This window comes from Streptomyces sp. NPDC005866, from assembly GCF_040629895.1.
GTDB lineage: Bacteria > Actinomycetota > Actinomycetes > Streptomycetales > Streptomycetaceae > Streptomyces.
In genome coordinates, this window is sequence record NZ_JBEXWP010000006.1 from 225,576 (window position 1) to 251,449 (window position 25,874).

General features: G+C 68.5%; 23 protein-coding genes, 3 tRNA genes and 2 pseudogenes. 11 read left to right on the forward strand and 17 right to left on the reverse strand.

Features of this window, described 5'->3' with window-relative positions; all coding sequences use genetic code 11:
• Positions 1–134: 134 nt before the first annotated feature.
• The gene (locus ABZ396_RS11890; protein WP_358915946.1) at positions 135–608 is read right to left on the reverse strand and encodes an excalibur calcium-binding domain-containing protein; all 474 of its coding nucleotides are present in this window, start codon (positions 606–608) and stop codon (positions 135–137) included.
• A gap of 283 nt (positions 609–891) precedes the next feature.
• On the opposite strand from ABZ396_RS11890, the gene ABZ396_RS11895 reads away from it, so the two are divergent.
• Positions 892–1,116 carry a hypothetical protein gene (locus ABZ396_RS11895; protein WP_358915947.1) on the forward strand — a complete coding sequence of 75 codons (225 nt, stop codon included), beginning with the start codon at positions 892–894 and terminating at the stop codon, positions 1,114–1,116.
• 1 nt (position 1,117) lies between these two features.
• Here the strand turns inward: ABZ396_RS11895 and ABZ396_RS11900 are convergent.
• The 4 genes and pseudogenes from ABZ396_RS11900 to ABZ396_RS11915 all read right to left on the reverse strand — a co-directional run.
• Positions 1,118–1,497, reverse strand: a pseudogene (locus ABZ396_RS11900) (Scr1 family TA system antitoxin-like transcriptional regulator); the annotation flags it as partial.
• A gap of 520 nt (positions 1,498–2,017) precedes the next feature.
• Positions 2,018–3,211, reverse strand: a complete 1,194-nt coding sequence (locus ABZ396_RS11905; protein WP_358915949.1) for a N(5)-(carboxyethyl)ornithine synthase — start codon at positions 3,209–3,211, stop codon at positions 2,018–2,020.
• Between the two features lie 65 nt (positions 3,212–3,276).
• A complete protein-coding gene (locus ABZ396_RS11910; protein WP_358915951.1) occupies positions 3,277–3,549 on the reverse strand; it encodes a hypothetical protein in 273 nt (90 codons plus the stop codon).
• A 1,441-nt stretch (positions 3,550–4,990) separates the two neighbouring features.
• Entirely contained in the window at positions 4,991–6,673 is a 1,683-nt protein-coding gene (locus ABZ396_RS11915; RefSeq protein ID WP_358915953.1) for a hypothetical protein, read from the reverse strand.
• Between the two features lie 290 nt (positions 6,674–6,963).
• On the opposite strand from ABZ396_RS11915, the gene ABZ396_RS11920 reads away from it, so the two are divergent.
• Together ABZ396_RS11920 and ABZ396_RS11925 are read left to right on the forward strand one after the other, a co-directional pair.
• Positions 6,964–7,227, forward strand: coding sequence for a type II toxin-antitoxin system prevent-host-death family antitoxin (locus ABZ396_RS11920; protein WP_358915955.1), 264 nt, complete (start codon positions 6,964–6,966; stop codon positions 7,225–7,227).
• On the forward strand, positions 7,224–7,478 hold the full coding sequence (locus tag ABZ396_RS11925) for a Txe/YoeB family addiction module toxin (RefSeq protein WP_358915957.1): 255 nt from the start codon (positions 7,224–7,226) through the stop codon (positions 7,476–7,478). The genes ABZ396_RS11920 and ABZ396_RS11925 overlap by 4 nt, the downstream gene beginning before the upstream one ends.
• 854 nt (positions 7,479–8,332) lie before the next feature.
• Here the strand turns inward: ABZ396_RS11925 and ABZ396_RS11930 are convergent.
• From ABZ396_RS11930 to ABZ396_RS11960, 7 genes and pseudogenes are all read right to left on the reverse strand, one after another.
• The gene (locus ABZ396_RS11930; RefSeq protein WP_358915959.1) at positions 8,333–8,671 is read right to left on the reverse strand and encodes an XRE family transcriptional regulator; all 339 of its coding nucleotides are present in this window, start codon (positions 8,669–8,671) and stop codon (positions 8,333–8,335) included.
• Positions 8,668–9,045 carry a type II toxin-antitoxin system RelE/ParE family toxin gene (locus tag ABZ396_RS11935; RefSeq protein ID WP_358915961.1) on the reverse strand — a complete coding sequence of 126 codons (378 nt, stop codon included), beginning with the start codon at positions 9,043–9,045 and terminating at the stop codon, positions 8,668–8,670. The genes ABZ396_RS11930 and ABZ396_RS11935 overlap by 4 nt, the downstream gene beginning before the upstream one ends.
• Before the next feature lie 344 nt (positions 9,046–9,389).
• Positions 9,390–10,049, reverse strand: coding sequence for an NAD(P)-binding domain-containing protein (locus ABZ396_RS11940; protein ID WP_358916206.1), 660 nt, complete (start codon positions 10,047–10,049; stop codon positions 9,390–9,392).
• An 81-nt stretch (positions 10,050–10,130) separates the two neighbouring features.
• Positions 10,131–11,068, reverse strand: a pseudogene (locus ABZ396_RS11945) (SDR family oxidoreductase).
• A gap of 273 nt (positions 11,069–11,341) precedes the next feature.
• Positions 11,342–11,509 carry a hypothetical protein gene (locus ABZ396_RS11950; RefSeq protein WP_358915963.1) on the reverse strand — a complete coding sequence of 56 codons (168 nt, stop codon included), beginning with the start codon at positions 11,507–11,509 and terminating at the stop codon, positions 11,342–11,344.
• Positions 11,510–11,556: 47 nt separating this feature from the next.
• Entirely contained in the window at positions 11,557–12,180 is a 624-nt protein-coding gene (locus ABZ396_RS11955) for an NAD(P)-binding domain-containing protein (RefSeq protein ID WP_358915965.1), read from the reverse strand.
• A gap of 180 nt (positions 12,181–12,360) precedes the next feature.
• Positions 12,361–13,095, reverse strand: coding sequence for an SDR family oxidoreductase (locus ABZ396_RS11960; protein WP_358915967.1), 735 nt, complete (start codon positions 13,093–13,095; stop codon positions 12,361–12,363).
• Between the two features lie 208 nt (positions 13,096–13,303).
• On the opposite strand from ABZ396_RS11960, the gene ABZ396_RS11965 reads away from it, so the two are divergent.
• The 4 genes from ABZ396_RS11965 (at position 13,304) to ABZ396_RS11980 (ending at position 15,252) form a co-directional block, all read left to right on the forward strand.
• A complete protein-coding gene (locus ABZ396_RS11965) occupies positions 13,304–14,215 on the forward strand; it encodes a LysR substrate-binding domain-containing protein (protein WP_358915969.1) in 912 nt (303 codons plus the stop codon).
• 129 nt (positions 14,216–14,344) lie between these two features.
• Entirely contained in the window at positions 14,345–14,503 is a 159-nt protein-coding gene (locus ABZ396_RS11970) for a hypothetical protein (RefSeq protein WP_358915970.1), read from the forward strand.
• A gap of 16 nt (positions 14,504–14,519) precedes the next feature.
• Complete coding sequence (locus tag ABZ396_RS11975; RefSeq protein ID WP_358915972.1) at positions 14,520–14,792, forward strand: hypothetical protein; 273 nt, start codon at positions 14,520–14,522, stop codon at positions 14,790–14,792.
• Positions 14,716–15,252, forward strand: coding sequence for a transposase (locus tag ABZ396_RS11980; protein ID WP_358915974.1), 537 nt, complete (start codon positions 14,716–14,718; stop codon positions 15,250–15,252). Before ABZ396_RS11975 ends, ABZ396_RS11980 begins: the two co-directional genes overlap by 77 nt.
• 855 nt (positions 15,253–16,107) lie before the next feature.
• Here the strand turns inward: ABZ396_RS11980 and ABZ396_RS11985 are convergent.
• The 3 genes from ABZ396_RS11985 to ABZ396_RS11995 form a co-directional block, all read right to left on the reverse strand.
• A tRNA-Ile gene (locus ABZ396_RS11985) sits at positions 16,108–16,181 on the reverse strand.
• Between the two features lie 189 nt (positions 16,182–16,370).
• Positions 16,371–16,443: transfer RNA gene (locus ABZ396_RS11990), tRNA-Asn, on the reverse strand.
• Between the two features lie 5 nt (positions 16,444–16,448).
• Positions 16,449–16,521, reverse strand: a tRNA-Asn gene (locus ABZ396_RS11995).
• A 145-nt stretch (positions 16,522–16,666) separates the two neighbouring features.
• Here ABZ396_RS11995 and ABZ396_RS12000 point away from each other — a divergent pair.
• From ABZ396_RS12000 to ABZ396_RS12015, 4 genes are all read left to right on the forward strand, one after another.
• On the forward strand, positions 16,667–16,972 hold the full coding sequence (locus tag ABZ396_RS12000) for a YtxH domain-containing protein (protein ID WP_358915976.1): 306 nt from the start codon (positions 16,667–16,669) through the stop codon (positions 16,970–16,972).
• Positions 16,973–17,144: 172 nt separating this feature from the next.
• Positions 17,145–18,599: an FGGY family carbohydrate kinase gene (locus tag ABZ396_RS12005; protein ID WP_358915978.1), complete on the forward strand. Its 1,455-nt coding sequence runs from the start codon at positions 17,145–17,147 to the stop codon at positions 18,597–18,599.
• 120 nt (positions 18,600–18,719) lie between these two features.
• Positions 18,720–20,453 carry an ABC transporter ATP-binding protein gene (locus ABZ396_RS12010; RefSeq protein WP_358915979.1) on the forward strand — a complete coding sequence of 578 codons (1,734 nt, stop codon included), beginning with the start codon at positions 18,720–18,722 and terminating at the stop codon, positions 20,451–20,453.
• Positions 20,453–22,381, forward strand: a complete 1,929-nt coding sequence (locus tag ABZ396_RS12015) for an ABC transporter ATP-binding protein (RefSeq protein ID WP_358915980.1) — start codon at positions 20,453–20,455, stop codon at positions 22,379–22,381. Before ABZ396_RS12010 ends, ABZ396_RS12015 begins: the two co-directional genes overlap by 1 nt.
• A 147-nt stretch (positions 22,382–22,528) precedes the next feature.
• Here ABZ396_RS12015 and ABZ396_RS12020 read toward each other — a convergent pair whose 3' ends face one another.
• Positions 22,529–23,839: an RNA polymerase sigma factor gene (locus ABZ396_RS12020; protein WP_358915982.1), complete on the reverse strand. Its 1,311-nt coding sequence runs from the start codon at positions 23,837–23,839 to the stop codon at positions 22,529–22,531.
• 103 nt (positions 23,840–23,942) lie between these two features.
• Positions 23,943–25,850 (reverse strand): DNA primase, encoded by a 1,908-nt coding sequence (dnaG, locus tag ABZ396_RS12025; RefSeq protein WP_358915983.1) that lies wholly within the window; start codon positions 25,848–25,850, stop codon positions 23,943–23,945.
• Between the last annotated feature and the right edge of the window lie 24 nt (positions 25,851–25,874).

Consider the following 25,874-nt stretch of genomic DNA (forward strand, 5'->3'; position numbering starts at 1 on the left):
GGCCGACTACGGGCCCCGATAGCCTGGAGGGAGCGGGCCCGTTCCGCGAACCGACCGGCCACCCGACGACGACTGACAGACCGCCCCCACCGCTTCGGCGGTGAGGGCGCTTCGTCGAGGTGGGCCTGCTGCTGTCACTCGCAGGCGACGCCGTCGCCGTCCCGGTCGAGGTGGGCTGCATAGCCGGGATCGCCGCGGTACAGGGGCGCGGCCCCGGCGGCGCGAGCTTCGGAGCAGTTGCTGTAGTAGGTGCTGCCGCCCCCGCTCGTGCCGCCGCTGCTGTCGTCGTAGCTGTAGCCGGAACCGCTGTCGGTGGTCTCGGTGACGGTGACGGTCGGCGCGGGCTTGGGCTTGGCGGTCTTGGTGACCGTGGTGGCGGGCTTCGGCTTCGCGGTGACGGTTGCCGTGGCCGTGGCGGTCGCGGTCGTCGTGACGCGGACGGTCGGCGCGGCAACCGGGGCCGGGTCGTTGTGGCCGGACGCGGCGACGAGCGCGCCGAGGGTGAAGGCGGTGAAGCCACCGAACCAGATGCGCTTGCGCTTGTAGAGCGGGCGCGAGTCGGGCGTGTTCTGGGGCGGCTGGGGCTGCGGGTAGTACGGGCTGGTCATGGTCCCCCCTGTTGTGCCTTCTGGGGGGATGACGGTAGCGCCGGGCGTCATGACCCGTGTGGGAGATGTGGTGGAAGTGATCGTCCTGTGACCGTCGCCGTGTGCAGGATGCCGGTGCCGCCAGTGGTGCGTGACACCTGGTCGAGGACGCCCAGTTCGGTGTCGGGCCGGCAGTGGGTGCAGGCGGCCAGGTCTCCAGGGCGCGGAGGTGGGGCAGGTCCGGGGGCAGGTCGCGCACGTGGCTACCTTGCCTCAAAAATCGAACATGCGCTCTAGTCGAGGCATGGGTAGAACCAAAGTCGATCACCTCACTGACATCCAGGAGCGCATTCTCAGCTGCATCCGCGAGACCATCACGGACCGGGGGGAAGCACCGACTGTGGCGGAGATCGGGCAGGCGGTCGGCATGAGCAGCCGGTCGTCCGTCCATTACCAGCTGGTCGAGCTGGAAGCGAAGGGCTCGATCGTCCGCGAGCCGGGCCGCAGTCGCGGCATCCGCCTGACGTGAGTCAGTGCAGGGCGTCGATGGCCTTCACGATCAGCGCCCGGGCCTCCGCCCCGTACACGGCCAGGCGCGCAGCTGCTCGAACGCCTCCACGTAGAGGGCAATCCCGGATGGCTGTGTGACCTGTACTCGCGCGGCCAGCGGTTCAAACGACACGAGGCTCTCGTCGTACACGTGGAACAGCTCCTGCGGCCACACGGGACGCTCCGACACCACAATGTGGATGATGCCCAGCGGCACCTGCGGCAGCGCGCCGGCGGTCAGTAGGTAGCCCGACTGGGCAGCCATCGCATCCGTGTCGCCCAGCCGGTAGTGGAGCACCGGCTCCTCAATGACCATCGCGAACCGGTGCCCGGGCTCATGGACGATGCGGGGCCGCTTCATGTCTTGATCGTCTGCACTTCGGCCGTGCAGTGGCCGAGCTAATGATCTTCAAAGGCCATCAAAACCCCTCCGCTCAGGGAGAACTGACGCTACCTCGCAGGTGAAAACGTTCCTGCGGCAAGGGGCTGTGGTGGGGCGGGTGGGACTCGAACCCACGGCCGGCGGATTATGAGTCCTTTGAGGATTTGGCGGCCCTTGCCGATCCGTGTTGATTCGTGGCGTTCTTGCCGGTCAGGCCCCCGCATCGCAGTCGGCCTTGCGTGGTCCTTGTCGGTTGGTTCCGGTCCTTGCGGTCCCTGCGTGGTCCCTGAGCGTCTTTGCGGAGCATGGAGAAAGGCGGCGAGTCGGCTTCCGCCCCGTCCGGCAGAACGGTTGGAACCGGTTCGTCATCACTTGAGAGGCCAACGGTTCTTGAACCACCAGCTCTGCCTTCAGGCAGTGGATCCACCGGCCGTCGGCACAGCGAAGGCGGCAGACCGGGGATTCATGACCGGCCAGTGACACTCCCGGTTCGGGATGGTCAGGCCGGCTGCGCGGCGGAGTGCAGCACCGGGGTGAGGACGGGCGCCGGGGCCTCGGGAGTGTGAGGGTAGGCGGCTGACCGGTGCTGGAAGGAGAGGATCTTCGGGTTCTGGACGAGGCCGTCGCGGATCTCGATCGCCTTTCTGACCGTGATGTCGGTGTCCCATGCCGCGGGGCCGCTCATGACCTTGCGCAGGTAGGGAAGGAGCGCCTCGCTGATTTCCCAGGTGGCGGAGTTCCACAGGTGGGACGGGCTGTGATCCACCGCGTAGTAGTGGCAGCCCGATCCCACCGCGGGCATGGGCTCGCCGAAGGTGGTCGGACGGGCCCATTCGAAGCCCATGCCCTCGTCGCAGGCGACGTCGATGAAGAAGGTCCCCGGCCGGAACAGGGCGAGTTCCTCGTCGGTGACGAACATGAGCGGCGCGTCGGTGTCCTGCAGGACGCAGTTGACGATGATGTCGAATCCGGCCAGGTACTCCGCCAGCGGCACGGAACCAGCCGCGGTGAATGCCCACAGGCGCGACGGATCGTCCTCCTGCTCCTCGAAGTGGCCCATCACGACCGAGGGCATCGGCGAGGCCACCGCCGCGGCGGCGCGCTGGGTGAGCACCGTGACGTCGGAAACCCCCATGGCGCCCAGGCCCGTGACCGCTCCGCGCGCGGTGGCGCCGAAGCTGACGACCGCCGCGCGCAGGCGGCGCCCGTAGCTGCCGGTCAGCCCGCCGAGCTGCAGGGCGTGCAGCACCGAGCAGTAGCCGGCGAGTTCGTTGTTCTTGTGGAACACATGGACGCTGAAGGCGCCCGTGGACGTCCAGTGGTTCATGGCCTCCCAGGCGATGAGGGTCAGCCGTCGATCGATGGCGAGCTGGGTCAGCCTCTCGTCCTGCACGCAGTGCGGCCATCCCCACAGCACCTGGCCCTCGCGCAGCGCGGCGACGTCGTCGTGCATGGGTTTGGGAAGCAGCAACACATCGCACTCGGAAAGGAGTTGCTCGCGGGAGCGCAAGCCCGCCACGAGCGGTCCGAGCGCATCGTCGGCTACGCCGAACCGTTCGCCGTAGCCCTGTTCGAGAAAGATCCTCTGGCGTACGTCCGGGGCGATCCGGTCGAGATGGGCGGGGTGCAACGGCAGGCGGAACTCGTTCTCCTTGCGGGAGGAGGCGAGTACTCCGAGACTCATCAGGCTCACACGCTTCCTCATCATTTCGTTCGCTTCGTTCTCGGCGCGCTTGTCGTGGCTGCCCGGTATCCGGGTCATGAGCCGTCGGCCCGGTGCCTGCGGACGCGCTCGGCCAGCGGGAGGGGTGTCTCGTCCAAACCGTTGACCGACCCGCTCGCCATGCGTGCGCACGTCCCGTGGCAGGCGAGGAGCTGCTTGTCGTCGCGGTGGGAAACCACCACCACCTCCGGGTCGGGTGCGTTCCGGTAGTCGGTGCCACAGATGAGGCAGGCCAGTCCGGAGAGCACCTCCGCGGTCGGTTCGGGACGGCCGCGGCGGCGGCCGGAGATCGAGTCCTGTGAATACATGCGTCTCGCATCCTCTTGATCGGTTCAGAGCCGTGCTGATCCGTTCAGACGTGCTGATCGGTCCAGGGCCGTGCGAGATGCCGGAATGCCTCGGGGGCATCCCGAAAACCGGGAAATCCGCTACCTCGCTGCACGGGTCCGGATACGGAAGACGGCGGGACAGTACGAGCCAGGAGACATGCTGCGGCTCATTTCCGGCCGGATTCGATGTACGCCGACCTGCACCGTTCCCCGAGGGCGACGCCGAAACTGATGACGGCGTGCGAGGTGCGCTCGGTAGCGCCACCGTACTCCCCTGCGGCCCCGCACGTGCCGGATGCCGGCAGGCATGCAGGCCAACCAGGTCCGCGCGCGCTGAGGACACCCCTTCCCGAGACAGGCCCGCACCGCGGCCTGCCTCGGGCCGCTTCCGCCCAGCCCCCCACCCGTCGGCCGGGCGGACGACCCGGCGGACCACACCGCTACGGTCAAACGTCCGCCCGGCAGCCGGGACAGGGACTACGCCGCGCTGTCCCGCGAGGTGAGGCGGAGCGGGCTGCTGAAGCCGCGACCGGGCTGCTCAGCCTCACGCTGTTTCACTTCCCGAAGCCGGCCTGCGATCCGGGCCGCAGCCTGGCCGTACACCGCCCGCTCGCCGACAGGGCCCACCCCATGGCCCGCGGCCACCGCATGAGCTTCAGGAGTGCGCACCTACCCCTCGACGATCACACGGTGGCCGTACTCGTTCCCGGTCGGCTCCGCCGCGGGACCGCCGAGTCCGACCGGGCTGCAAGGCGATCTCAGGGGCATGGTGTCGTGCGTCCACAAGCCGAGGTCTGGGACCAACGCGGAACAGTGGACGCCGTCTTGGTCCCTGCCTGGTCCCTCGATCTTGGCAGTCGAGCCCAAGGGAGCTGTCCCCGAAGGTCGGCAAAGATCCTCGATGGCATCTACGCCGCAGGTGAGAGCAGTCAACGTTCTTCTGAACGGCCTGGGACCCGTCTACCCAAAGTCGTGAGCAGCGGATTTGTTCCGTTGAGCCGGAGTTGACGTTCCACCAGCTCACATGGAACGTTTCCGCAGGCCCTGGGTCTGCACTGGTGGGGCGGGTGGGACTCCAACCCGCGGCCGACGGATTATGAGTCCTTCAAGGATCTTCCGATCCTTCCCGTCTCTTACCGCGTCATTCCTATAACCACAGGTCAGAGGCGCTTTGACATCCTGGCTCTGCGCCGGCCTTCCTGATCCTTCCGGGTCCTTCCGTCCCCTGCGTGTCCCCTGGCGGTCCGCAGAGCCCTCCCGTGAGGGGAAGTGGGGGACGTCGGGCTGCATCAGACCAGGTCGAGTAATGGGGTGGCCCCCTTTCACCACCCTCCGGCAGCGGAATTGCCTTCCGACGGGGAGAGCCGGCCCCTGTCCCTGTCGTTCTCCCATCGCCGACGAGGCCTCTGCCGGAGCCCTTTCACAGCCCGTGCCGGTCAAGGATGCTCATCAGCTTCCGCCTGCGTCTCAGTTCCATTCGCAGGCCGCCGAGATACACGGTGAACGCGTCCTCGGTCCCCAGCGCGCGATGGCAGTCACGGGTCGCCAGGAGCAAACCGGCCAGATGCTCGTAGGCACGGTCCCCGGTCGGCTCCTTCGACCGCTCGACCAGCCGCAGGTACACGCCGAGTGTCTCGGCCGGACGTATCTCGCGCGACAGGTCGGCGAGTCGCTCCCACTGCCGGTCGTCCGCGCCGTCGGCCGCCTCGCGCCAGGCGGCGTCCAGGTCGCCGTCGTCGAGCAGCGCGTCTATCAGCACGGGCCCGCCGTACCGGCCGCCGTGCACACGACGAGCGTCCTCGCTCAGAGCGGCCAGTGCCGCCGCGCGTTCGCTCTCCCAGCGCTCTGCCGCCCGGGCGGCAGAGCGCAGCTGCCGGTAGGCGGCGAGGGACCGCTCGACACGGAACCGGTCCCGGCGCACATTGACCGCGTCCGCCGCCCGCCCCCTCTGTGCGTACCGGACGCATACGTGCTCGACCAGACGGCCGTCGATGTACGTCTCGGCGGCGCAGTCCCGCAGTCCCCGCTCGGCCCAGGCGAGTGCCTCGTCCGCACGGCCCGCCGTTTCCAGTTCCTCGGCGATGAGCAGATGGGTGGCACCGGACGGGGCGAGGTCCTGCGCGTACAAGGCGACCAGTGCGTCGATGTCGCCCTCCGCCTTGACCAGGCGCTCCATCAGGTACCGCTCCGCCCAGCCGGACGGCCTGCGCCTGAGTGCCTCGGCCGCCAGCTGCCGCATGCGGGCCAGTCCGCTCGGCCCCAGCGAGCCGGCGTAGTCGAGGGGATCCAGGTCTGTCACGTCGTTGCTGTCGTCAAGCACCGTGCCGACCAGCCACTCGGCCAGCCGAGCCGGATCGGGGCGTGCGACCCCGCAGGCCTCCAGATGGGCCTCGGCCACTGCGGCGGCGGCCTCCCCGACCACACCGTCGGAGTCGTCGATCTCCGCGTATGCCTCCCCCAGCACCCGGATCGCCTCCTCGGCCAGACCGACCGCCTGCGCCGCCTGCCCGTCGGCGGTCAAGGCGCGCAGGGCGCTCGCCGCCTCGGCGACTTGCCGCGCATACTCGGAGGCGTCCGCGTAGTCGATGTACCCGTACCGGGCAAACGGCCGTGGATCGATCAGGGCGATGATCCGATCCCGGACCGTACTGACGTCGGAACGAGCAGCGGCTGCCCGCAGCTCCAAGCGCCGGCGTAGTTCCCGGTCCTCGGCGACCTGCTCCCGCACCAGCGCCAACAGTTGGTCACGTGACAGCGCCGAAAGCCACGCCTCCAAGCCGGAAGATCGCGCCCGTGCCGCGGCTCGCTGATGCGGGATCGTCCTCGCCCGCCGTAGCACGGTCAGCCCGACCGCCACACAGTGCTTGCAGAAGTTGGCCTCCTGTCCGTACGGGCAGTCACACCTTCCCGAAATCCCCTTCTCGCCACCGAGGGTGAGCTCCACCTCGTAGACATCCGTGCCGTGCACCACGGCGGTGACCGAGCCCTCCCCCACCTCCAGCCCACTCACCGCGTCCAGATACCCCAGCCCCCGCTCGAAGGACCGAGCCCCGGCCAGCGCCGTCAGATCGTCCTCGTCGAATCCCACCACTTTCCGTGCCACACCGGTATTCAACCGCGGGAGGCGCGGTGCCGACCGAGCTGAACGACGAGTGGACCGAGACCCCCGCTACATGGGACTCGACCTTGCTGGCCAAGGCCCCCCGCCCCCCTCTGCCCGATCGAGACAGAAATCGACGAGACAGGCTGCCCTGCCCACCGAACTCACCGCATGTCACAAGCGAGGCCACCGAGTGGACTTCGATACACCACTCCAGCGGACGCGCCGGGATCTGTGGACACGATCAAGACTCGTACTATATCTTGTACAAGTCGAGAGAGGAGGCGGCAAGCATGTCAATCACAGCCAGCGAGGCGCGTCAGAACCTGTTCCCGCTGATCGAGCAGGTCAACGAGGATCACGCTCCGGTTCACATCACTTCCCGCAAGGGGAACGCCGTCCTCATGTCCGAAGAGGACTTCAGCTCTTGGACCGAGACAGTGCACCTCCTGCGCTCCCCCAAGAACGCCCGTCGCCTGCTCGACTCCATCGCCGAGGCGGAGGTCGGCAAGGCCCAGAATCGCGCGCTGATCGACCCCGACGCGGAGCGTGCGTGAAGATCTCGTTCACGTCCCACGCCTGGGAGGACTACACCTACTTGGCCGAGAGCGACCGCAAGATGGTCAAGCGCATCAACAAGCTGATCGACGACACCACGCGCGATCCCTTCAAGGGCATCGGCAAGCCGGAGCCCCTGAAGGGTGACCTGTCGGGCTACTGGTCTCGGAGAATCGACGACACGCACCGACTCGTGTACAAGCCGACCGACGATGAGTTGATCATCGTCCAGGCTCGATACCACTACTGACTCGGCCCGAAGAGCCATCACCGGCCCCGAAGAACGCATGCCACTGGAGCGACACCATTCAGTGCCAGCTCGCACAGCGGGGCCAGCATCCCGAACAGGAAGGGCGACGCCGCCGCCGACGGAGAGCACCAACTGCTCGTCCCGTTCGTGGCGGTGGGCCGAGTTGGCAGGGGAGTGCGGGTACTCCAGTGCGAACACGCTGACCGCCGATACGCCCGCCCCGGAACTGCGGCACCCCGGCGTACGGAAGAGGCAGTACAGAGCCGAGGCCTCGCTCGATGCCTTCCATCCACGGCACCGATCAGGCGATACGACCAATTTCGGCTATGACTCGCATGTCGCCTGACCGTGTCCCCTGCGTGTCCCCTGGATCTTGATCTGAACGTGTGAATGGGGGTCGCCACCCTGAGGTGGTGACTCCCGTCAACGCGTTTCCGCAGGTAGAAATGGTTCTTCTGGGAGGAACCCGGGTGGGGCGGGTGGGACTCGAACCCACGGCCGACGGATTATGAGTCCGCCAGGGGTCTTGGCGGCCCTTGCCGATCATTGCCGATTCACGCCGTTCCTGCAGGTCAGACGTGCCGATCAGTATCAGTCCTGTGCAGTGCTTGTCGGTCTGTTCCTGTCCTTGTGGCCCCTCAATGGCCCCTGAGAGCCGATGAGTTGGAAGCATGCCACAGCAGCAGCCGCTTCCGCCCAGTTCAGCCGAGGAGATGGAACCTTCACGCAGCGGATTCCCATTCCAACGCGATGATGCTCCATCCCGGGTGTCGCGGTGGAGCATCATTTCTGACGCCAAGAGGCGAGCTTGCCCACCAGGCTGCGCATGGACCTTGGCCACAGCGTGTCAACAGTCAGCCAAGGACGTACGTCTCATCACCGAAGTCAGCGACGATCTTCAGCTTGCCGCCGAGCGCCTTGACGTAGGCAGCGAGGGTGTCGACCTCGCTGCGCTCCAGTTGGCCCTTCTCGATGCGCGAGACGCGAGCCTGAGTGACGCCCATGGCTTCGGCAACCTGGACCTGTGTGGTGTGCTGCCGCTTCCGCAACTCAGCAAGACGGTGGACACGGGAAGCCAGGACCAGCGCCTGCGCCCCCTTCTGGATCTGATCCCTTTCAGCGTCGGTGAAGGCGAAATCCTCGGCCAGGTCTCCCCAGGAGACGGCCTGCGGGTCCTTGAGGTGATCAGTCATCGTGCCCCGTCCTCTCCATCGATTCGCTTCAGATGCTCCGCGTATGCCTGCTCCGCCTGGGGCACCGCGACGCGATACCAGCCGGACCAGTTACCCGCCTTGTCACCACCGACCAGGATCACGGCCTGGCGGTCCGGGTCGAAAACGAACAACAACCGCACCTCCGTGGCCCCTGCCGAGCCAGGGCGAAGCTCCTTGAGGTTCGACACCGCCGAGCCCTTGATCGTGTCCACCAGAGGGCGGCCCAGCGCGGGGCCTTCCTCCTGAAGGGCAGCGACAGCCTGGCTGACCTGAATCAGGGTGTCGCGGTCAGTACGGCGCAGGCCGTGAAGCCACGACAGTGCTGGCTCGACCACGACGATCTTCCAAGCCATGCACGCGCCCCCATCTGCAATTTATTACACTGGCAGCATACACCACTGGCGTCATAACCGGGGGAAGGGAGACTGACTCAAAAATGACGTGATCCCCCGGCTCAGGAAGCGGGGGAGAACCGTCTTCTCCTGGACTTGCGTACCCGGGACCTAACCGCCGGGTCCGCCAGGTCACCGACCTGGAAGCGGCCGCGCTCACGGGCGTCCGGTCCGCGAGCACGGCAGAACATGGCACATCTGGCGGATCCGGACGGCAACGAGTTCTGCGTCATGGCCCCGCCCGACGCCTACCGGACGGGGCCTTAACACGGCCGGACCATACCGCGGCCCGCGCCAACTTGCGGTTACCGCGTTGCGGTGGCCAGTGCCGCGCGGATGGCGTCCTCGCCGACCGACTGGCCCTTCTCGTTCGAGAACGACCCGTACGGGGTCCCCCACACCGGCGTGCCCGTCGCCTGCCGCCAGCTATCGGCCAGCGGTCCCGCGTCCACCACGCTGTACCCGATGGATTCGATGAATTCGGTCACCGCCGCCTTCGCCGGCGCGGAGTCCCCGGCGATCGGCAGGTACGAGCGGTCGGCCGCCCCCGCCGGGCGGGCGAGTGACAGCAGGTGCTTGAAGAAGATGTTGTTGAACGCTTTCACGAGCATGGCGTCCGGGATGTACCGCAGCAGCAGCTCGCTCGAGGTAAGCGACTTGCTGTCGAGCTCGGGGATGTGCCCGTCACGCTCGGGGCCGTAGTTGCACGTGTCGATGACCGTCTTCCCGGCCAGTGACGCGGCCGTCAGGTTGGGGAAGGCCTTGACCGGCACCGTGACCACGACGATGTCACCGGCCGCCGCGGCCTCCCCGCTCGTCGCCGCGGACGCCCGCGGCCCCAGGTCCGCGGCCGTGTCCGCGAGCGTTTCGGGACCGCGCGAGTTGCTGAGCACGACCTGGTGCCCGGCCTCGATGGCGAGCCGCGCGACGGCACTGCCGATGTTGCCACTTCCGATGAATCCCACAGTCGTCATATTCTCAGCGTCCCTCCAGAAGAGCCGCACCCTTGCCATTTGCCGGACTCGTTGCGATTCGGGTCCCTGCCGTCAGCTGGCGGGGAAGTAATGGCCGTTGTCCAGATCGGCGAGCAGGCCGGGCTGAGCGGGTTCCCAGCCGAGGGCCCGGCGGGTGATGAGGTTGGACGCCGGGTAGTTCTGCGTGACTATGTTCGCGAGGAACCCGAAGTATCCCGGCACCATCAGTACGTCCACGGGAACGCTCACGCGGGCAGGCCCAGACGGCTGCCAATGGCCTCGGCGATCTCGCGAAACGGGATGGCACCGTCCCCAACCGCGTGCCAGTTTTTACCGGCCGGCCCCTTCTCCAGCGCCAAGCGGAACAAGGAGGCGACATCGCGGACGTGCACGGCGTTCCACAGGTTCGCGCCGTCTCCGGGGTAGCCGACGAAACCCTTCTCCTTCGCGAGCGCGATCAACTGCACGAGGAAGCCGGCACCATCGGTCGTGCTGTGCGCGATGTTGGCGATCCGCACGACCGAAGACCGCACTCCCCGCGCGGCGAGGTCGATTACGGCGGTTTCCACGACGTTCCGAACCCGCAGGGTGCCCTTGTACTCATCGCCGCCGGGAAGGGCCGGGTCCTCCTCGGTGGCCGGCCGGCCCAAGTGCTGCCCGGGTGAGCCAATGCTCCCCGCTGCGACCAGCGGCTTTCCGGTTCCCGCGAGTGCCTCGCCGTACGCGAGCATGATCGGGAGCTCCGCGGCGGCCACGGCATCGATCCCGCCGGACGGAAGCAGGTCTTGCCTGTGCGCGACGTGGATGACGCCGTCGGAGTCCGCGGCCGCCTCCTTGAGCCCGTCGAGATCCTCGAGGCCGCCGCGACGCACCTTCGCACCGAGCGCGGACACCGCCGCCGCGGCTGTGTCCGACCGGGCCAGGCCGGTGACCTCGTGCCCGGCGGCGATGAGCTCGGGGATGATGTACGAACCGGAATGGCCGGTCCCGCCAGTGACGAAAACACGCATACCGCTGTCCTTTTGAGAGTAGGTGGAGGGGCCGCTTCTCCCCGTGCCGCAGATCCAGTGGCGTGATGTGGCGCGAGAAGTGGTGGTGCGGGTGCGCTCAGCCGAGAATGCTGGCGCCGAGGAAGAAGTCGGTGTGTTGACGGAGCGGGCAAAAGGCCCGGCTGCTACAGGGCGACGTTCTCCGGTGCCCGCGCCATGGCCGGCTTCCCGATGTCCATCGGCCGCAGTCCCAGGCTCTCGATGAACACCGACACGCGTGTCTTTGCCTGCGCGTCAGAACTGCAGCCGAGGGGTGACAAAGCCCTGGAAATCGGGGGATACGGGGTCGGTGACGTCGATGACGGCCCTGCACTGCAGTGCGTCCCAGTACTCACGCACCACCGCCGTCGCGCTGGCGTACGGCACGGCGAGGACAACGATGTCCCCGCCCGGGTCAACCATGGTCAGGGCGCACGGCGCCCTGCTCGCCGGCTGCTCGGCCCCGGGGCTCAGCCGGTGAACTCGTAGACGCCGAGGGCGAAGTCCCCGTGGCCGACCCCGTTGCCGGCGAGACCCATCGTCACCACGCCCACTCCTTCCAGCCAGTGCGCCATTTTCAGGCCGCCGACGTCCAGCGGGCGCAGCCCGAGGCTCTCGATGAATGCCGCCACGCGGGCCTTGGCCTGCGCGTCATCGCCGGCGATGAAGACGTTGGGCCGGCCCTTCTCCAGGACATTGCGGAAGATGGTGTTGAACGCCTTCACCACGCTGGCGCCAGCCGGGGCCACCTTGGCGACTTCCTGCGCGATCGAGGTCTCCTCGCTGTGGGCCAGTCCGTCAAACGTGGCGTTGAAGGGGTTGCTGATGTCGACGACGACCTTGCCCGCGAGGGCGTCTCCGTACTCGGCTACGACCGGAGCGACACCGCCGTACAACAGGGCCGTGATGACGATGTCCCCCGCCGGGACGGCGCCCCACCTGCCCTTCGTAGCGCCGCCGCCCAGAGCCTTGGCCAGGTCATCGGCCTTGGACTGATCGCGTCCCATGACCTCGACGGTGTTGCCGCCCGCCACCGCGAGCGTGCCGATGGTACGGGCCATGTTCCCCGTACCGATGAGGGTGATGCTGCTCATGAGGTGCGCTCTCTTCCTGTTCTCGCGATGTCGCTCTGTCTCGTTCGTGCCGGGTCAGGCGCAGGGCGTCGGCCGCGGCGTTCCGGGCCGACTGCCGTGCTTTTCCCGGCACCTCCGGCTCGTCGGCAAGCGAATTCGGCGCTCGCGTGGGGTGTGCCCGCGGCATTCCTGGTGTGTGGTTCAGATGGCGGTGGTGCCGCCGTCGGTGACCAGTTCCAGGCCGTTGACGTAGCTGGAGTCGTCGGAGGCGAGGAACAGGGCGACGGTGGCGATTTCTTCGGGGCGGCCCATCTTTCCGCGGGGGATGAGGGACTCGAATGCGGCCTTGGTCGCCTCGTCGAACAGTTCTTCCTGTTTGGCGGTGGCGACCTGGCCGGGGGTCAGGACGTTGACCCGGATCCTGCGGTCGCGCAGTTCGTTGAGCCAGACGCGGGCCCAGGCCTGCTGGACGGCTTTGCTTCCCGCGTAGAGGCTCCAGCCGGGGAAGGCGCCGAGGGAGGCGTTGGATCCGGTCATGAGGATCGAGCCGTTGTCGTTGATCAGCGGCAGCGCCTTCTGCACGGTGAACAGGGTGCCGCGCGCGTTGAGCCAGAAGGCGCGGTGGAACTGTTCCTCGGTGATCTCGCCGAGGACGGCGGGTTCGCCCGTCCCGGCGCTGGCCCACAGCACGTCGATCGAGCCCTTTTCCCGCTTGACGGTGTCGTACAAGCGGTCCAGGTCGTCCAGTTCGGCCGCGTCACCCTGGACGGCGGTGACGTTGCGGCCGATCAGCCCGACGGCGTCGTCCAGTGCTTCCTGCCGCCGGGCCTGAATGAAGACGTGCGCTCCTTCGTCGACGAACAGTTTGGCTCCGACCAGTGCCATGCCGGTGGATCCGCCGGTGATCACCGCCACCTTGCCATCGAGCTTTCCCACGATCACTCCGTTGAATTAATGGGTATCCGAAACAGCGTGCTCATTCTGGGCCTGGACCCTGCTGTCAAGTTCCGATGTCGAATTCTTGTACCGAACTCAATTCGGCCCCGATAGGCACCTTTTCAGGTTGCCATTGGCCTGAGTGCGTGTCCAAGACTTCTTTTAGCCGTGGTGATACCCTGAAGGCATCACCGGACTGGGAGACGTCATGGATCTGGACCTGCGCAAATTGCGTTACTTCGCCGCCGTGGCCGACCAGTTGCACTTCGGCCGCGCCGCCGAAGAGCTACATATCGCGCAGCCAGTGCTCAGCCGGCAGATCCGTGCACTCGAGCAGGATCTCGGCGCCTCACTGTTCACCAGGGATCGCCACGGCGTAGAGCTGACCGACGCGGGCCGACAATTGCTGACCGACGCCGGTCCGCTCCTCGCCTCCGCTCACGCGGTCCGCCGCAGGGTGTCCGTGGCCGCCCGCGGCAGCCGGCGGCTGATGGTCGGTTTCCGGGCCGGCATCCCGGTCATCCCGGCGGCGCGGGCGTTCGAGGCCCGGCACCCGGACGTGGTCGTGGACGTGCAACGGATCGAAGGGGACGACCAAGCCCTGATGCTGCTCGACGGCCGCATCGACGTCGGCTATGTGCGGCTGCCCATCGACGAGGCCGGCCTGCACGTCACCCCGCTGTACACCGAGCCGCTGGTGGCGGTGCTGCCCGCCGGCCACCGGTTGGCCGGCAAGGAGGAGGTCACCGAGGCAGACCTGGCCGGCGAACCGCTGGTCTGGCACGCCGACCCGAGCACGCAGCCCACCAGGCGCCCGCACCCCAACGCCGGGTACGTGGTGCGCGGGGTGGACGAAACGCTCGAGCATGTCGCGGCCGGCCGGGGCATCTCGTTCCTGGCCCGTTCGGCGACCGTGTTCTACTCACATCCGAACATCGTCTATGTACCCATCCCGGATCTGGCGCCCGACCAGGTGTGCCTCGCGGTGGCGGCATCGCACACCTCGCCAGTGGTCGACGACTTCATCACCGCCGCTCAAGCGACGGCCGAGATCACGGCAGAATGCGGGAACTATGAAATGTGGCAGCTTGGAGGCAATGCCGTTTCAAAGCACGGTTGAGCAGTCCGACTGACTACAGCAGCGCCAACAGGGGGAACGCGGCGACAGCAATAGCGAAGGAATTGAGCTCGGAGGCGAAGGCGATGTTGGCGCGGTGAGAATCGACATCGTCGCGCGGCCGCTCCCAGGATGACGCAAATCATCATCTCGTTGAAATTCGCCAAAGGCATTGACGATCAATTCCCCGAGACATTTCCACTCCTCGATCTCAATCTCAATCTCACCGAGGATGCGAAGGATGGCCACCCCTACGACCTGCCTGGCTGCGTCGTGAGCGCGAGTCCGTAGGTGTCGGAGGCAGACGGTGGGGCGGTTCATCGGTTCGGACATCCACCGGGACTTCACGCAGGTCGCGGTGGTCGAGGACGGGCTGGTCACAGACTGGGGCCGGGTGGATGGCCCACCGCAGGCGCTGCGGGAGTTCGCCGCCGGGCTGCGCCCGGACGACCAGGTGGCACTGGAGGCCACCAGCAACGCGCGTACGGTGGCGGTGCGCCCGGGTGGTGATCTGCAATCCGGTCAAGACCCGGGCGATCGCCGAGACGAAGGGCAAGACCGGCAAGGTCGACGCCCGTGACCCGGCCCAGGTTCTGCCCGCTGGCTTCCTGCCGGGTACCTGGCCGCCGGACGAGCGGATCAGGATGCTGCGGCGCCGGTCCGCGCACCGGGCTCAGCTCGTGCGCGGGCGGATCCGGGTGAAGAACCAGGTCCAGGCAGTGCTGCACCGCAACATGCTGGAGCGACCGCCGGTGACCGATCTCTTCGGCACCCGCAGCCTGGCCTGGCTGGAGCATCAGACGCTGCCGGCCGACGAGCGGCAGACCGTGGGTGCCTTGTTGCGGCAGCTCGACCTCTACGATGCCGAACTCGCCGAGGTGGAACGGCGGCCGGCCGCCGAGGCGTTGGACGACCCGGTCGTGCGGCGCTTGATGACCATCCCCAGGGTCGCCGCGATGACCGCGGTCACCCTGCTGGCGGCGGTCGGGGACTTCCACCGCTCCGCCAACGCGGACGAGCTCGGTCCTCCCCCGGCGTGAACCCGCGGGTGCGCCAGTCCGGCGGGACAACCCGCCCACCACGACCGGATCACGAAGGCCCGCCGGAGCGATCCCCGGCACGGTGCTGGCCACGCGTTTTCGCAAAGCACCCGGATCCCCAGCCTGCGCACCGGCCCCACTGTCCACCTGCGCATCCGCAGACGGGATTACGAGGCGGTGCCCACCGTGATCGAGGACCGCACCGCGGTCACCGAGCTGCTCGCCGATTTCGCCAACCGCAGGTCATCGCGCGACGTGTAGATGCTCGGCCTGCCCGGCGACCGCGAACCCACGCCCGTAGAGCTGTACGAGGCCGGCGAGCCGCGTCGCTTCACCCTCTTCCGGCTCCAGACCTGACGGGGCGCGGCTTGAGGACTCACTCGTCTGCGGTGTCCTCACACGATGATCGGTGAGGCCGATGAGGACCCCCGCAGGGCCGTTTCCTCTTCGGGCAGTTCCCCAGCCCCCGCACCGCGAACACGACAGCCGTACCGGCATCCGCGCCGCCCTCGCTGTCGGCCCGGTATTCGACTGGCCGCGATGGGATGTCGATCCCCTGCCCACACGACAGGTGATTGCAGACAGCGAATCACCTCGGAGACACCGTCGGCCAGGACCCGGCTGCGCCGCCCCGGCCCCTGTTCGGCCCCTGAGTTTCGTCATCGACCTCAAGGCAGCCGCCCGGACCCCGAGCGACAACCTCGATCATCTACTCCACCGCAGGTCAGAAGGGCTGCAACTCCCCGACCACCACCCGACTCCAAACCCACGAGCAGCGGATTCAGTCCGTCCAGGCAAAGTTGACGATCCAACAGCCCAAAATGAACGTTCCCGCAGGTCAAAGACCTGCACAAGTGGGGCGGGTGGGACTCGAACCCACGGCCGACGGATTATGAGTCCGCTGCTCTAACCGGCTGAGCTACCGCCCCATAGCGGCGTGTCGCGTACAAGTGTGCGCGCCGTCTGCCGCAGCATAGCCGCTCATACGATCTCCTGCCTCGGATGGTCGGCTTCGGCGGACGTTCATGACCTTCAGGACATCTGCGCAGGCCCGGCGGTTCCCGCGGGCACGGAACGGACATGAAAAAGGACCCCGCCAGGGGTCCTCGTTCAGCATGCTCCCCCGACTGGACTCGAACCAGTAACCTGCCGGTTAACAGCCGGCTGCTCTGCCAATTGAGCTACGGAGGACCGAGCTCCCCCGACTGGACTCGAACCAGTAACCTGCCGGTTAACAGCCGGCTGCTCTGCCAATTGAGCTACGGAGGAATGCCTCGTTGCATCGAACGTACCTCCCTGGGTATTCGCCAGGGGGCGCCCGCTCGCTGCGACACATACATTAGCGCAAGCAGGGGGGTGCTCCGCCAATCGGTACTCCCCGACGAGACTCCCCCCACGAGGGAAGGTGGCCATCATGCGCTACAAGCTCACGTTCGTCGCCGGGCTCGCCCTGGGTTACGTGCTGGGTACCAGGGCCGGACGCGAGCGATACGAGCAGCTGAAGAAGTCCGCCCGCCGGGTCGCCCAGAACCCGGCGGTCCGCAACACCGCGGAGACGGCCGCCCAGCAGGGCCGCGTCTACGCCGGCAAGGCCTTCCACACGGTCAGCGAGAAGATGGGCGACCGTATGCCCGACTCGGTGGCCGCCCGGGTCCGCTCCCTGCGCGAGCGCAACACCAACGGCGCGGCAGCGGACGACTGGGGCAGCAGCGACGCGTAGCGGTCGCTCGCCCACGCGGGAGCCCGCAACCCCCCGGGGCACGGAGCCGTGACATATGCGGCTCCGCCGCGTGGGCGCGACCAGCCCCGACACACCCGCGCCCGAGGCTCGGTCCCCGCCCCTACGGCGCCCTCGGCCAAACCACAGCGGAGCGTGCGGCAGAATTTCGGGCATGGGGATAGTCGCCGGGTTGGACAGCTCACCGGATTTCACTCGCATCGTCGTCTGCGACACGGACACGGGTGCGGTGCTCCGCCAGGGATACGCACCGCATCCGGTCGACACGCCGGACGGCGCGGCGCGCCCCAGTGACGTGGACCCGCAGGCCTGGCTGCTCTCCCTCGGCGAGGCCGCCGGCGGCGGTCTCCTGGAGGGCGTACAGGCCATCGGCGTCTCCGCGCAGCAGAACGCGCTGGTCCCGCTGGACGCCCAGGGCAACACCGTGCGCCCGGCGATCGTCGGCGGCGACAAGCGCGCCCAGGTCGCGGCGGCCGATCTCGTCGACGCGCTCGGCGGGCGGGAGGCCTGGGCGCAGGCGGTGGGCAGCGTCCCGCAGGCCGCGCAGCCCGTGACCAAGCTGCGCTGGCTGGCGAAGTCCGAGCCGGAGCACGCCCGGCGGACCGCCGTACTGCTGCAGGCCCATGACTGGCTGGTGTGGCAGTTGCTGGGACGTCCGGTCAGAAGGACCACCGATCGTGGGGGCGCCTCCGGGACCGGGTACTGGTCGGCCGCCACCGGCGGCTACCGGCCCGAGCTCGTCGAACTCGCCCTCGGGCACCATGCCATGCTCCCCGAGGTGATCGGGCCGTCCGACGCGGCCGGTACGACCCCGGAGGGGCTGCTGATCTCCGCCGGGACCGGCGAGACCATGGCCGCCGCCTTCGGGCTGGGGCTGGGGTTCGGGGACGCGGTGGTGTCCCTGGGCGCGTCGGGGTCCGTGATGGCGGTGCATCCGGAAGCGCTCGCCGACACCTCCGGGATGATCACCTCGCTCGCCGACGCCACCGGGATGCACCTCCCGGTCGTGACCACCCTCAACGCCGTACGGACCCTGCGCGCTACCGCCGAACTGCTCGGACTGGCGGATCTGGAGAGCCTCTCCGACCTGGCGATGAAGTCGACGCCCGGTGCGCACGGGCTGGTCATGCTGCCCTATCTGGAGGGCGAGCGGACGCCGAACCTGCCGCACACCGCCGGGACGCTGGCCGGGCTGCGCCGCGAGTCCATGAAGGCCGAGCACCTCGCGCGGGCCGCCTTCGAGGGCATGCTGTGCGGGCTCGCCGACGCGCTCGACGTGCTGCGCGGCCGGGGCGTCGAGGTGCGGCGGATCTTCCTGCTGGGGCAGGCCGCCGAGCTGCCGGCCGTACAGGCGGCGGCGCCGATGCTGTTCGGCGCGCAGGTCGTCGTACCGCAGCCGGCGGACTACGCGGCGATCGGCGCCGCCCGGCAGGCGGCCTGGGCGCTGGGCGTTTCACAGGGGACGACGGACCCGCGTACTCCGCCGGTGTGGCAGGGCGCGGCGGCGCAAGTCCTCGAACCCGGTGACGAGCTGGGCGTCGGGCAGGCCGTGCGGCAGCAGTTCTTGTCGGTGCGGGAGCAGACCCATCCTGGGGCGTTCCGGTCGTAACACCGCGAAGCAGGCGTCCGCTGTTGGGTTAATCGGTTGAGGTAACGCGGGTGGAGTGTCAGACGATAGGGGCCTAGGGCAAGCGACCCCGCCCCCACCGCCGACTCCGAGAGACGTAGCGTGCTCATACGACTTCTGCGGACCTATCTCAGGCCCTACAGAAAGCCCATCTCCCTCCTGGTGCTGCTGCAGTTGCTGCAGACCTGCGCCACCCTCTACCTGCCCACGCTCAACGCTCACATCATCGACAACGGCGTCGTGAAGGGTGACACGGATTACATCCTGTCGTTCGGCGCCCTGATGGTCGGCATCTCCCTGGCCCAGGTGGTGTGCAACATCGGTGCCGTCTACTACGGCGCCAAGACTGCGTCGGCGCTCGGCCGGGATGTGCGGGCCGCCGTCTTCGACCGGGTGCAGTCCTTCTCCGCACGTGAGGTGAGTCACTTCGGAGCGCCGTCCCTCATCACCCGTACGACGAACGACGTACAGCAGGTCCAGATGCTGGTCCTGATGACGTTCACGCTGATGGTGTCGGCGCCCATCATGTGTGTCGGCGGCATCGTGCTCGCCCTCGGCCTGGACGTTCCGCTGTCCGGGGTGCTGGTCGCCGTCGTCCCCGTGCTGGCCGTCTCCGTGGCCCTGATCGTGCGCCGGCTGCGCCCGCTGTTCCGGGCCATGCAGGAGCGGCTCGACACCGTGAACCGGGTGCTGCGCGAGCAGATCACCGGCAACCGGGTGATCCGCGCGTTCGTCCGCGACGAGTACGAGCAGGGCCGGTTCGGAAAGTCCAACCGCGACCTGACCGACATGCAGCTGGCCACCGGCAACATGCTCGCGCTGATGTTCCCCATCGTCATGACGACGGTGAACGTCTCGTCGATCGCGGTGGTGTGGTTCGGCGCCCACCGTATCGACAGCGGTGCCATGGCGATCGGCGATCTGACGGCGTTCCTCGCCTACCTGATGCAGATCGTGATGTCCGTGATGATGGCCACCTTCATGTTCATGATGGTGCCGCGCGCGGAGGTCTGCGCCGAGCGCATCGAGGAGGTCCTGGACACCGAGTCCAGCGTCGTCCCGCCGCTCGCGCCGGTCACCGAGCTGCGCCGGCACGGCCATCTGGAGATCCGGGGCGCGGGCTTCCGCTATCCGGGTGCCGAGGAGCCGGTGCTCAAGGCCGTCGACCTGGTGGCCCGGCCCGGCGAGGTGACCGCCGTGATCGGCTCCACCGGCAGCGGCAAGTCCACCCTGCTCGGACTGGTGCCGCGCCTCTTCGACGCCACGGACGGTCAGGTCCTCGTGGACGGCGAGGACGTCTCCGGGCTCGACCCGAGGCTGCTCGCCAAGACGGTCGGCCTGGTGCCGCAGAAGCCGTACCTGTTCGCGGGGACGGTGGCGACCAACCTGCGGTACGGCAACCCGGACGCCACCGACGAGGAGCTGTGGCACGCGCTGGAGGTGGCGCAGGCCAAGGGCTTCGTCGGCAAACTGGAGGGCGGGCTCAACGCGCCCATCGCCCAGGGCGGTACGAACGTCTCGGGCGGCCAGCGCCAACGTCTCGCCATCGCCCGTACGCTGGTGCAGCGCCCGGAGATCTACCTGTTCGACGACTCCTTCTCCGCCCTCGACTACGCGACCGACGCCGCCCTGCGCGCCGCGCTCGCCCAGGAGACGGCCGAGGCGACCGTCGTCATCGTCGCCCAGCGGGTGGCGACCATCAGGGACGCCGACCGGATCGTCGTCCTCGACGAGGGCCGTGTCGTCGGCACCGGACGCCATCACGAACTCATGGCCGGCAACGAGACCTACCGGGAGATCGTGCTCTCCCAGCTGACGGAAGCGGAGGCAGCCTGATGGCCGGGCCCATGGGACGCATGATGGGCGGGGGCGGCCCCGACCAGCGCTCGATGGACTTCAAGAACTCGGGCAAGCGGCTTTTCGCCCGGTTCGGACCCGAACAGTTCACCATCTATGTGCTGCTGTTCTGCGTGGTCGCGAGCGTCACCCTCAGCGTGATCGGCCCCAAGATCCTCGGCCGCGCGACCGACCTGGTCTTCTCCGGTGTCATCGGCAAGCAGATGCCCGCCGGGGCCACCAAGGACCAGGTGCTCCAGTCCATGCGCGATCGGGGCGAGGGCACCGTCGCGGACATGCTCAAGAGCGCCGACTTCACCCCGGGCAAGGGCATCGACTTCGGCCAGGTCGGCGACGTCCTGCTGTTCGCGCTCTGCACGTACGTCGCCGCCGGCCTGCTGATGGCGGTGGCGACCCGACTGGTCAACCGGGCCGTCAACCGCACGATGTACCGCATGCGGGAGGACGTCCAGGCGAAGCTGTCCCGTCTCCCGCTGTCGTACTTCGACAAGCGGCAGCGCGGCGAGGTGCTCTCCCGGGCGACCAACGACATCGACAACATCGGCCAGACGCTCCAGCAGTCGATGGGCCAGCTCATCAACTCGCTGCTCACCATCATCGGTGTCCTCGCGGTGATGTTCTGGGTGTCCTGGCTGCTGGCGCTGGTGGCCCTGGTGACCGTGCCGCTGTCGTTCGTCGTCGCCACCCGGATCGGCAAGCGCTCGCAGCCGCACTTCGTGCAGCAGTGGCGCTCCACCGGCAAGCTCAACGCCCATGTCGAGGAGATGTACACCGGGCACACCCTGGTGAAGGTCTTCGGCCGGCAGGACGAGTCGGCGCAGCAGTTCGCCGAGCAGAACGAGAAGCTGTACGAGGCCGGGTTCAGGGCGCAGTTCAACAGCGGTGTGATGCAGCCGCTGATGATGTTCGTGTCGAACCTGAACTATGTGCTCGTCGCGGTCGTCGGCGGTCTGCGGGTGGCTTCGGGTGCCCTGTCGATCGGTGATGTCCAGGCGTTCATCCAGTACTCCCGGCAGTTCTCGATGCCGCTGACCCAGGTCGCCTCGATGGCCAACCTGGTGCAGTCGGGTGTCGCGTCGGCCGAGCGGATCTTCGAGCTCCTCGACGCGGAGGAGCAGGAGGCCGACCCGATGCCGGGCGAGCGCCCCGCGGAACTGCGCGGGCGGGTGGCGCTGGAGCATGTGTCGTTCCGGTACGACCCGGAGAAGCCGCTCATCGAGGACCTCTCGCTGAAGGTGGAACCGGGCCACACGGTGGCGATCGTCGGCCCGACCGGCGCCGGCAAGACCACGCTGGTGAACCTGCTGATGAGGTTCTACGACGTCTCCGGCGGCCGGATCACCCTCGACGGCGTCGACATCACCCGGATGTCCCGCGACGAACTGCGGGCCGGAATCGGCATGGTGCTCCAGGACACCTGGCTGTTCGGCGGCACCATCGCGGAGAACATCGCCTATGGCGCTTCCCGCGAGGTCACCCGGGGCGAGATCGAGGAGGCGGCGCGGGCGGCCCACGCCGACCGGTTCGTCCGCACCCTCCCCGAGGGCTACGACACCGTGATCGACGACGAGGGCACGGGCGTCAGCGCGGGTGAGAAGCAGCTCATCACCATCGCGCGGGCGTTCCTGTCCGACCCGACGATCCTGGTCCTCGACGAGGCGACGTCCTCGGTCGACACCCGCACCGAGGTGCTGATCCAGAAGGCCATGGCGAAACTGGCCGACGGGCGCACGTCGTTCGTCATCGCCCACCGGCTGTCGACGATCCGCGACGCCGACACCATCCTGGTGATGGAGAACGGCTCGATCGTCGAACAGGGCGCGCACGCCGAGCTGCTGGCGGCGGACGGGGCGTACGCGCGGCTGTACAAGGCACAGTTCGCGCAGGCGGTGGCCGAGGTGGACTGACCGGGCCCACCCGGCCCAGCCGACCGGACGACACAGCGGCCCCGCCCTCCCCGAGGCCGGGGCCGCTGCCTTCGGCGACCCGGACGCATTGCCGGGTCCCGGTCGACGGCAGCGGGCTGCGGGGCAGCGGGGCTATGGGGCTGCGGCTCAGTCCAGATAGCCCCTCAGCTGGTCCGCGAAGGCGTGGTCCCGGAGCTTGTTGAGCGTCTTCGACTCGATCTGGCGGATCCGTTCCCGGGTCACGCCGAAGATGCGCCCTATCTCCTCCAGCGTCCGCGGGCGCCCGTCGGCCAGGCCGTACCGCAGTTGTACGACCTTCCGCTCCCGCTCCCCCAAAGTCGACAGCACCGCCTCCAGGTGCTCCCGGAGCAGCAGGAACGCCGCCGACTCCACCGGGCTGGCCGCGTCGCCGTCCTCGATGAGGTCGCCGAGGGCCACGTCGTCCTCCTCGCCGACCGGGGCGTGCAGGGAGACCGGTTCCTGGGCGAGGCGGAGTACCTCGCCGACCCGCTCCGGCGCGAGTTCGAGGTGGGCGGCGACCTCCTCGGGCGTCGGCTCGTAGCCCCGCTCCTGGAGCATCCGGCGCTGGACGCGCACCACGCGGTTGATGAGTTCCACGACATGCACCGGGACGCGGATGGTGCGGGCCTGGTCGGCCAGGGCGCGGGACATGGCCTGGCGGATCCACCAGGTCGCGTACGTCGAGAACTTGTAGCCGCGGGCGTAGTCGAACTTCTCGACGGCGCGGATCAGGCCCAGGTTTCCCTCCTGGACCAGGTCGAGCATGGTCAGGCCGCGGCCGACGTACCGCTTGGCCACCGACACGACGAGCCGCAGGTTGGCCTCGATGAGGCGGCGCTTGGCCATGCGGCCCATGACGACCAGCCGGTCGAGGTCGAGGGCCAGCTCGCTGTCGAGGTCCGGGGCGTTGCCCAGCTTCTCCTCGGCGAACAGGCCGGCCTCGACGCTGCGGGCGAGTTCGACCTCCTCGGCGGCGGTGAGCAGCGGGACACGGCCGATCTCGCGGAGGTACTGCCGGAACAGGTCGGAGGAGGGGCTGCCGGTGTCGACGCGGGCGGCTGCGGCCCGCTCGGGCTCGGGCTCCGGCTCGGACTCCGGGGTGTCGGCCGCGAGTTCCTCCGCGGCCGGCCCCTCGGCCTCCTCTGGCCGCTCCGCCTCCGTCTCGGGGTGGAGCACGACCCGGCTCTGCGACGGTACGCCGGCATAGACGTCGGCGTCGGCTTCCGGCTCGTCCGAGAGCGTGCTGTCGGTCTGGGTGAGGGTCTGGGTCTGCACGGGGGCGACCTCCAGGATGATCGCTGCCAGGGGGTACGACAGCGGTACTTCGGGGGCGGAGACGACGGCCTCGCCGCTGTCCGTCCCGTACGCGATGAGTGGAACGGCGGGGTTGTGGGACCCGTCCGGGACGGGCCGGCCGCGCTCCGAGGACTCAGGCACCGCACCCAGTGTGGGGTAAGACACATCGCCGCCACGAGGGGCGTGCGGTGACTTTTTGCGTCCGGTCCGTGACCGCCTGGTTATCCTGTCGGCCGCTCGAAGCTCACAGGGCGGCTACGCCGCGCTCGCGCAGTGCCTGACCGTACTGCTGAAGCACCCACAACTCGTTCTGCACGGCCGCGAGTTGGGCCGGGTCGCCATTGCTGCTGAGGCGGGTGAGGGTGATCTGGATCTCGTGGATACGGCGGTCCACGGCGCGGCGGCGGACGGTCACGAGTTGCTCGCCCGCGTAGTTCTCGTCGACCGTGCGGCGCATGATCGCCTCGACGGCGAGCTCCGTGACCATCGCGCGGACCGCGTCGTCGGGTGCCACCTCACGGACCCGGACAAGGTACTCCTGCGGGTCCTGCACGCCGTACTCGGCGCCCCCGGCCTCCATGATGGCCAGCCGGACGGCCGCGTAGGGCTCGGCGGTGAACTCGTCGACGCCGTACGCGTCGAACGCCGGGGAGACCAGGTCGGGCCGCTGCAGGGCGAGTTTCAGCAGCTCGCGTTCGGTGGCGTAGACGGCGTTGCGCAGGTTGAGGGCCGGGCCGGAGACAGCCGGGCGCGAGGCGCCGGTGTCGTACGACGGCTGCTGCGGGCCGCGCGCCGGGGTGGATCCCCTGCCGCCCTTGTCCCGTGCCCAACGGGCCAGCTGGGCCACCCTCTTCACCACGAACTGGGTGTCGAGGATGCCGAGCATGCCGGCCAGTTCGACGGCGACCTCGTGCTGGGCGCCGCTGTTCTTGATCCGGGCGACGATCGGGGCCGCCTCGTCCAGGGCCGCCGCACGGCCCGCGGGGGTGTCCAGATCGTATCGGGCGACGATCTGGCGCAGCGCGAACTCGAAGAGCGGGGTGCGGGGTTCGGCCAGGTCGGCGACCGCCTCGTCGCCCTTGGCGAGGCGCAGCTCGCAGGGGTCCATACCGTCCGGGGCGATGGCGATGTACGTCTCCGCGGCGAACTTCTGGTCGTCCTCGAAGGCGCGCAGGGCCGCCTTCTGACCGGCCGCGTCACCGTCGAAGGTGAAGATCACGCGGGCGCTGCCGTTGTCCATCAGCAGCCGGCGGAGGATCTTGATGTGGTCGCCGCCGAAGGCCGTACCGCAGGTCGCGATCGCGGTCGTCACCCCCGCCAGATGGCAGGCCATGACATCCGTGTAGCCCTCGACCACGACCGCGCGGCTGGACTTGGCGATGTGCTGCTTGGCGAGGTCGATGCCGTAAAGGACCTGGGACTTCCTGTAGATCGCGGTGTCGGGCGTGTTGAGGTACTTGGGCCCGTTGTCCGCCTCGTACAGCTTGCGGGCGCCGAAGCCGACGACCTCGCCGCCGATGTCCCGGATGGGCCACATGAGACGGCCGCGGAAGCGGTCGATGGGACCGCGCCGCCCCTCCTGCGACAGCCCGGACAGCAGCAGTTCCTTGTCGGTGAAGCCCTTGCCGCGCAGATAGCGGGTGAGGTGGTCCCAGCCCTGGGGGCTGTAGCCGACGCCGAAGTGGAGGGCGGCGGCCTGGTCGAAGCCGCGGTCGGCGAGGAAGACCCGGCCGGTCTCGGCCTCGGCGCTGGTGGCGAGCTGTTCCGCGTACCAGGCGGCGGCGATCTTGTGCGCCTCGACCAGGCGGATCCGCTCGCCGCGCTGGTGGGACGGGTTGTACCCGCCCTCCTCGTAGCGCAGGGTGATGCCGGCCAGCCCGGCCAGCCGCTCCACCGCCTCCGAGAAGGAGAGGTGGTCCACCTTCATCACGAAGGTGATGGTGTCGCCGCCTTCCTGGCAGCCGAAGCAGTGGAAGAGTCCCTTGCTCGGGCTGACCTGGAAGGACGGCGACTTCTCGTCATGGAACGGGCACAGTCCCTTGAGGTTCCCGCCGCCCGCGTTGCGCAGCTGGAGGTACTCGGACACGACGGCGTCGATCGGGACCGCGTCCCGTACCGCCTTCACGTCCTCGTCATTGATCCGTCCTGCCACGGGTGAATTCTACGGGGGTGATGT

Excerpts from the sequence above, each read along its gene's own strand:
- ABZ396_RS11935 (WP_358915961.1), bottom strand. The coding sequence starts at position 9,045 with ATGGCTTGGAAGATCGTCGTGGTCGAGCCAGCACTGTCGTGGCTTCAC.
- ABZ396_RS11890 (WP_358915946.1), bottom strand. The coding sequence starts at position 608 with ATGACCAGCCCGTACTACCCGCAGCCCCAGCCGCCCCAGAACACGCCC.
- ABZ396_RS12000 (WP_358915976.1), top strand. The coding sequence starts at position 16,667 with ATGCGCTACAAGCTCACGTTCGTCGCCGGGCTCGCCCTGGGTTACGTG.
- ABZ396_RS11930 (WP_358915959.1), bottom strand. The coding sequence starts at position 8,671 with ATGACTGATCACCTCAAGGACCCGCAGGCCGTCTCCTGGGGAGACCTG.
- ABZ396_RS11965 (WP_358915969.1), top strand. The coding sequence starts at position 13,304 with ATGGATCTGGACCTGCGCAAATTGCGTTACTTCGCCGCCGTGGCCGAC.
- ABZ396_RS11920 (WP_358915955.1), top strand. The coding sequence starts at position 6,964 with ATGTCAATCACAGCCAGCGAGGCGCGTCAGAACCTGTTCCCGCTGATC.
- ABZ396_RS11955 (WP_358915965.1), bottom strand. The coding sequence starts at position 12,180 with ATGAGCAGCATCACCCTCATCGGTACGGGGAACATGGCCCGTACCATC.
- ABZ396_RS11950 (WP_358915963.1), bottom strand. The coding sequence starts at position 11,509 with ATGGTTGACCCGGGCGGGGACATCGTTGTCCTCGCCGTGCCGTACGCC.
- ABZ396_RS11895 (WP_358915947.1), top strand. The coding sequence starts at position 892 with ATGGGTAGAACCAAAGTCGATCACCTCACTGACATCCAGGAGCGCATT.
- ABZ396_RS12005 (WP_358915978.1), top strand. The coding sequence starts at position 17,145 with ATGGGGATAGTCGCCGGGTTGGACAGCTCACCGGATTTCACTCGCATC.
- ABZ396_RS11970 (WP_358915970.1), top strand. The coding sequence starts at position 14,345 with ATGACGCAAATCATCATCTCGTTGAAATTCGCCAAAGGCATTGACGAT.
- ABZ396_RS12015 (WP_358915980.1), top strand. The coding sequence starts at position 20,453 with ATGGCCGGGCCCATGGGACGCATGATGGGCGGGGGCGGCCCCGACCAG.
- ABZ396_RS11910 (WP_358915951.1), bottom strand. The coding sequence starts at position 3,549 with ATGTATTCACAGGACTCGATCTCCGGCCGCCGCCGCGGCCGTCCCGAA.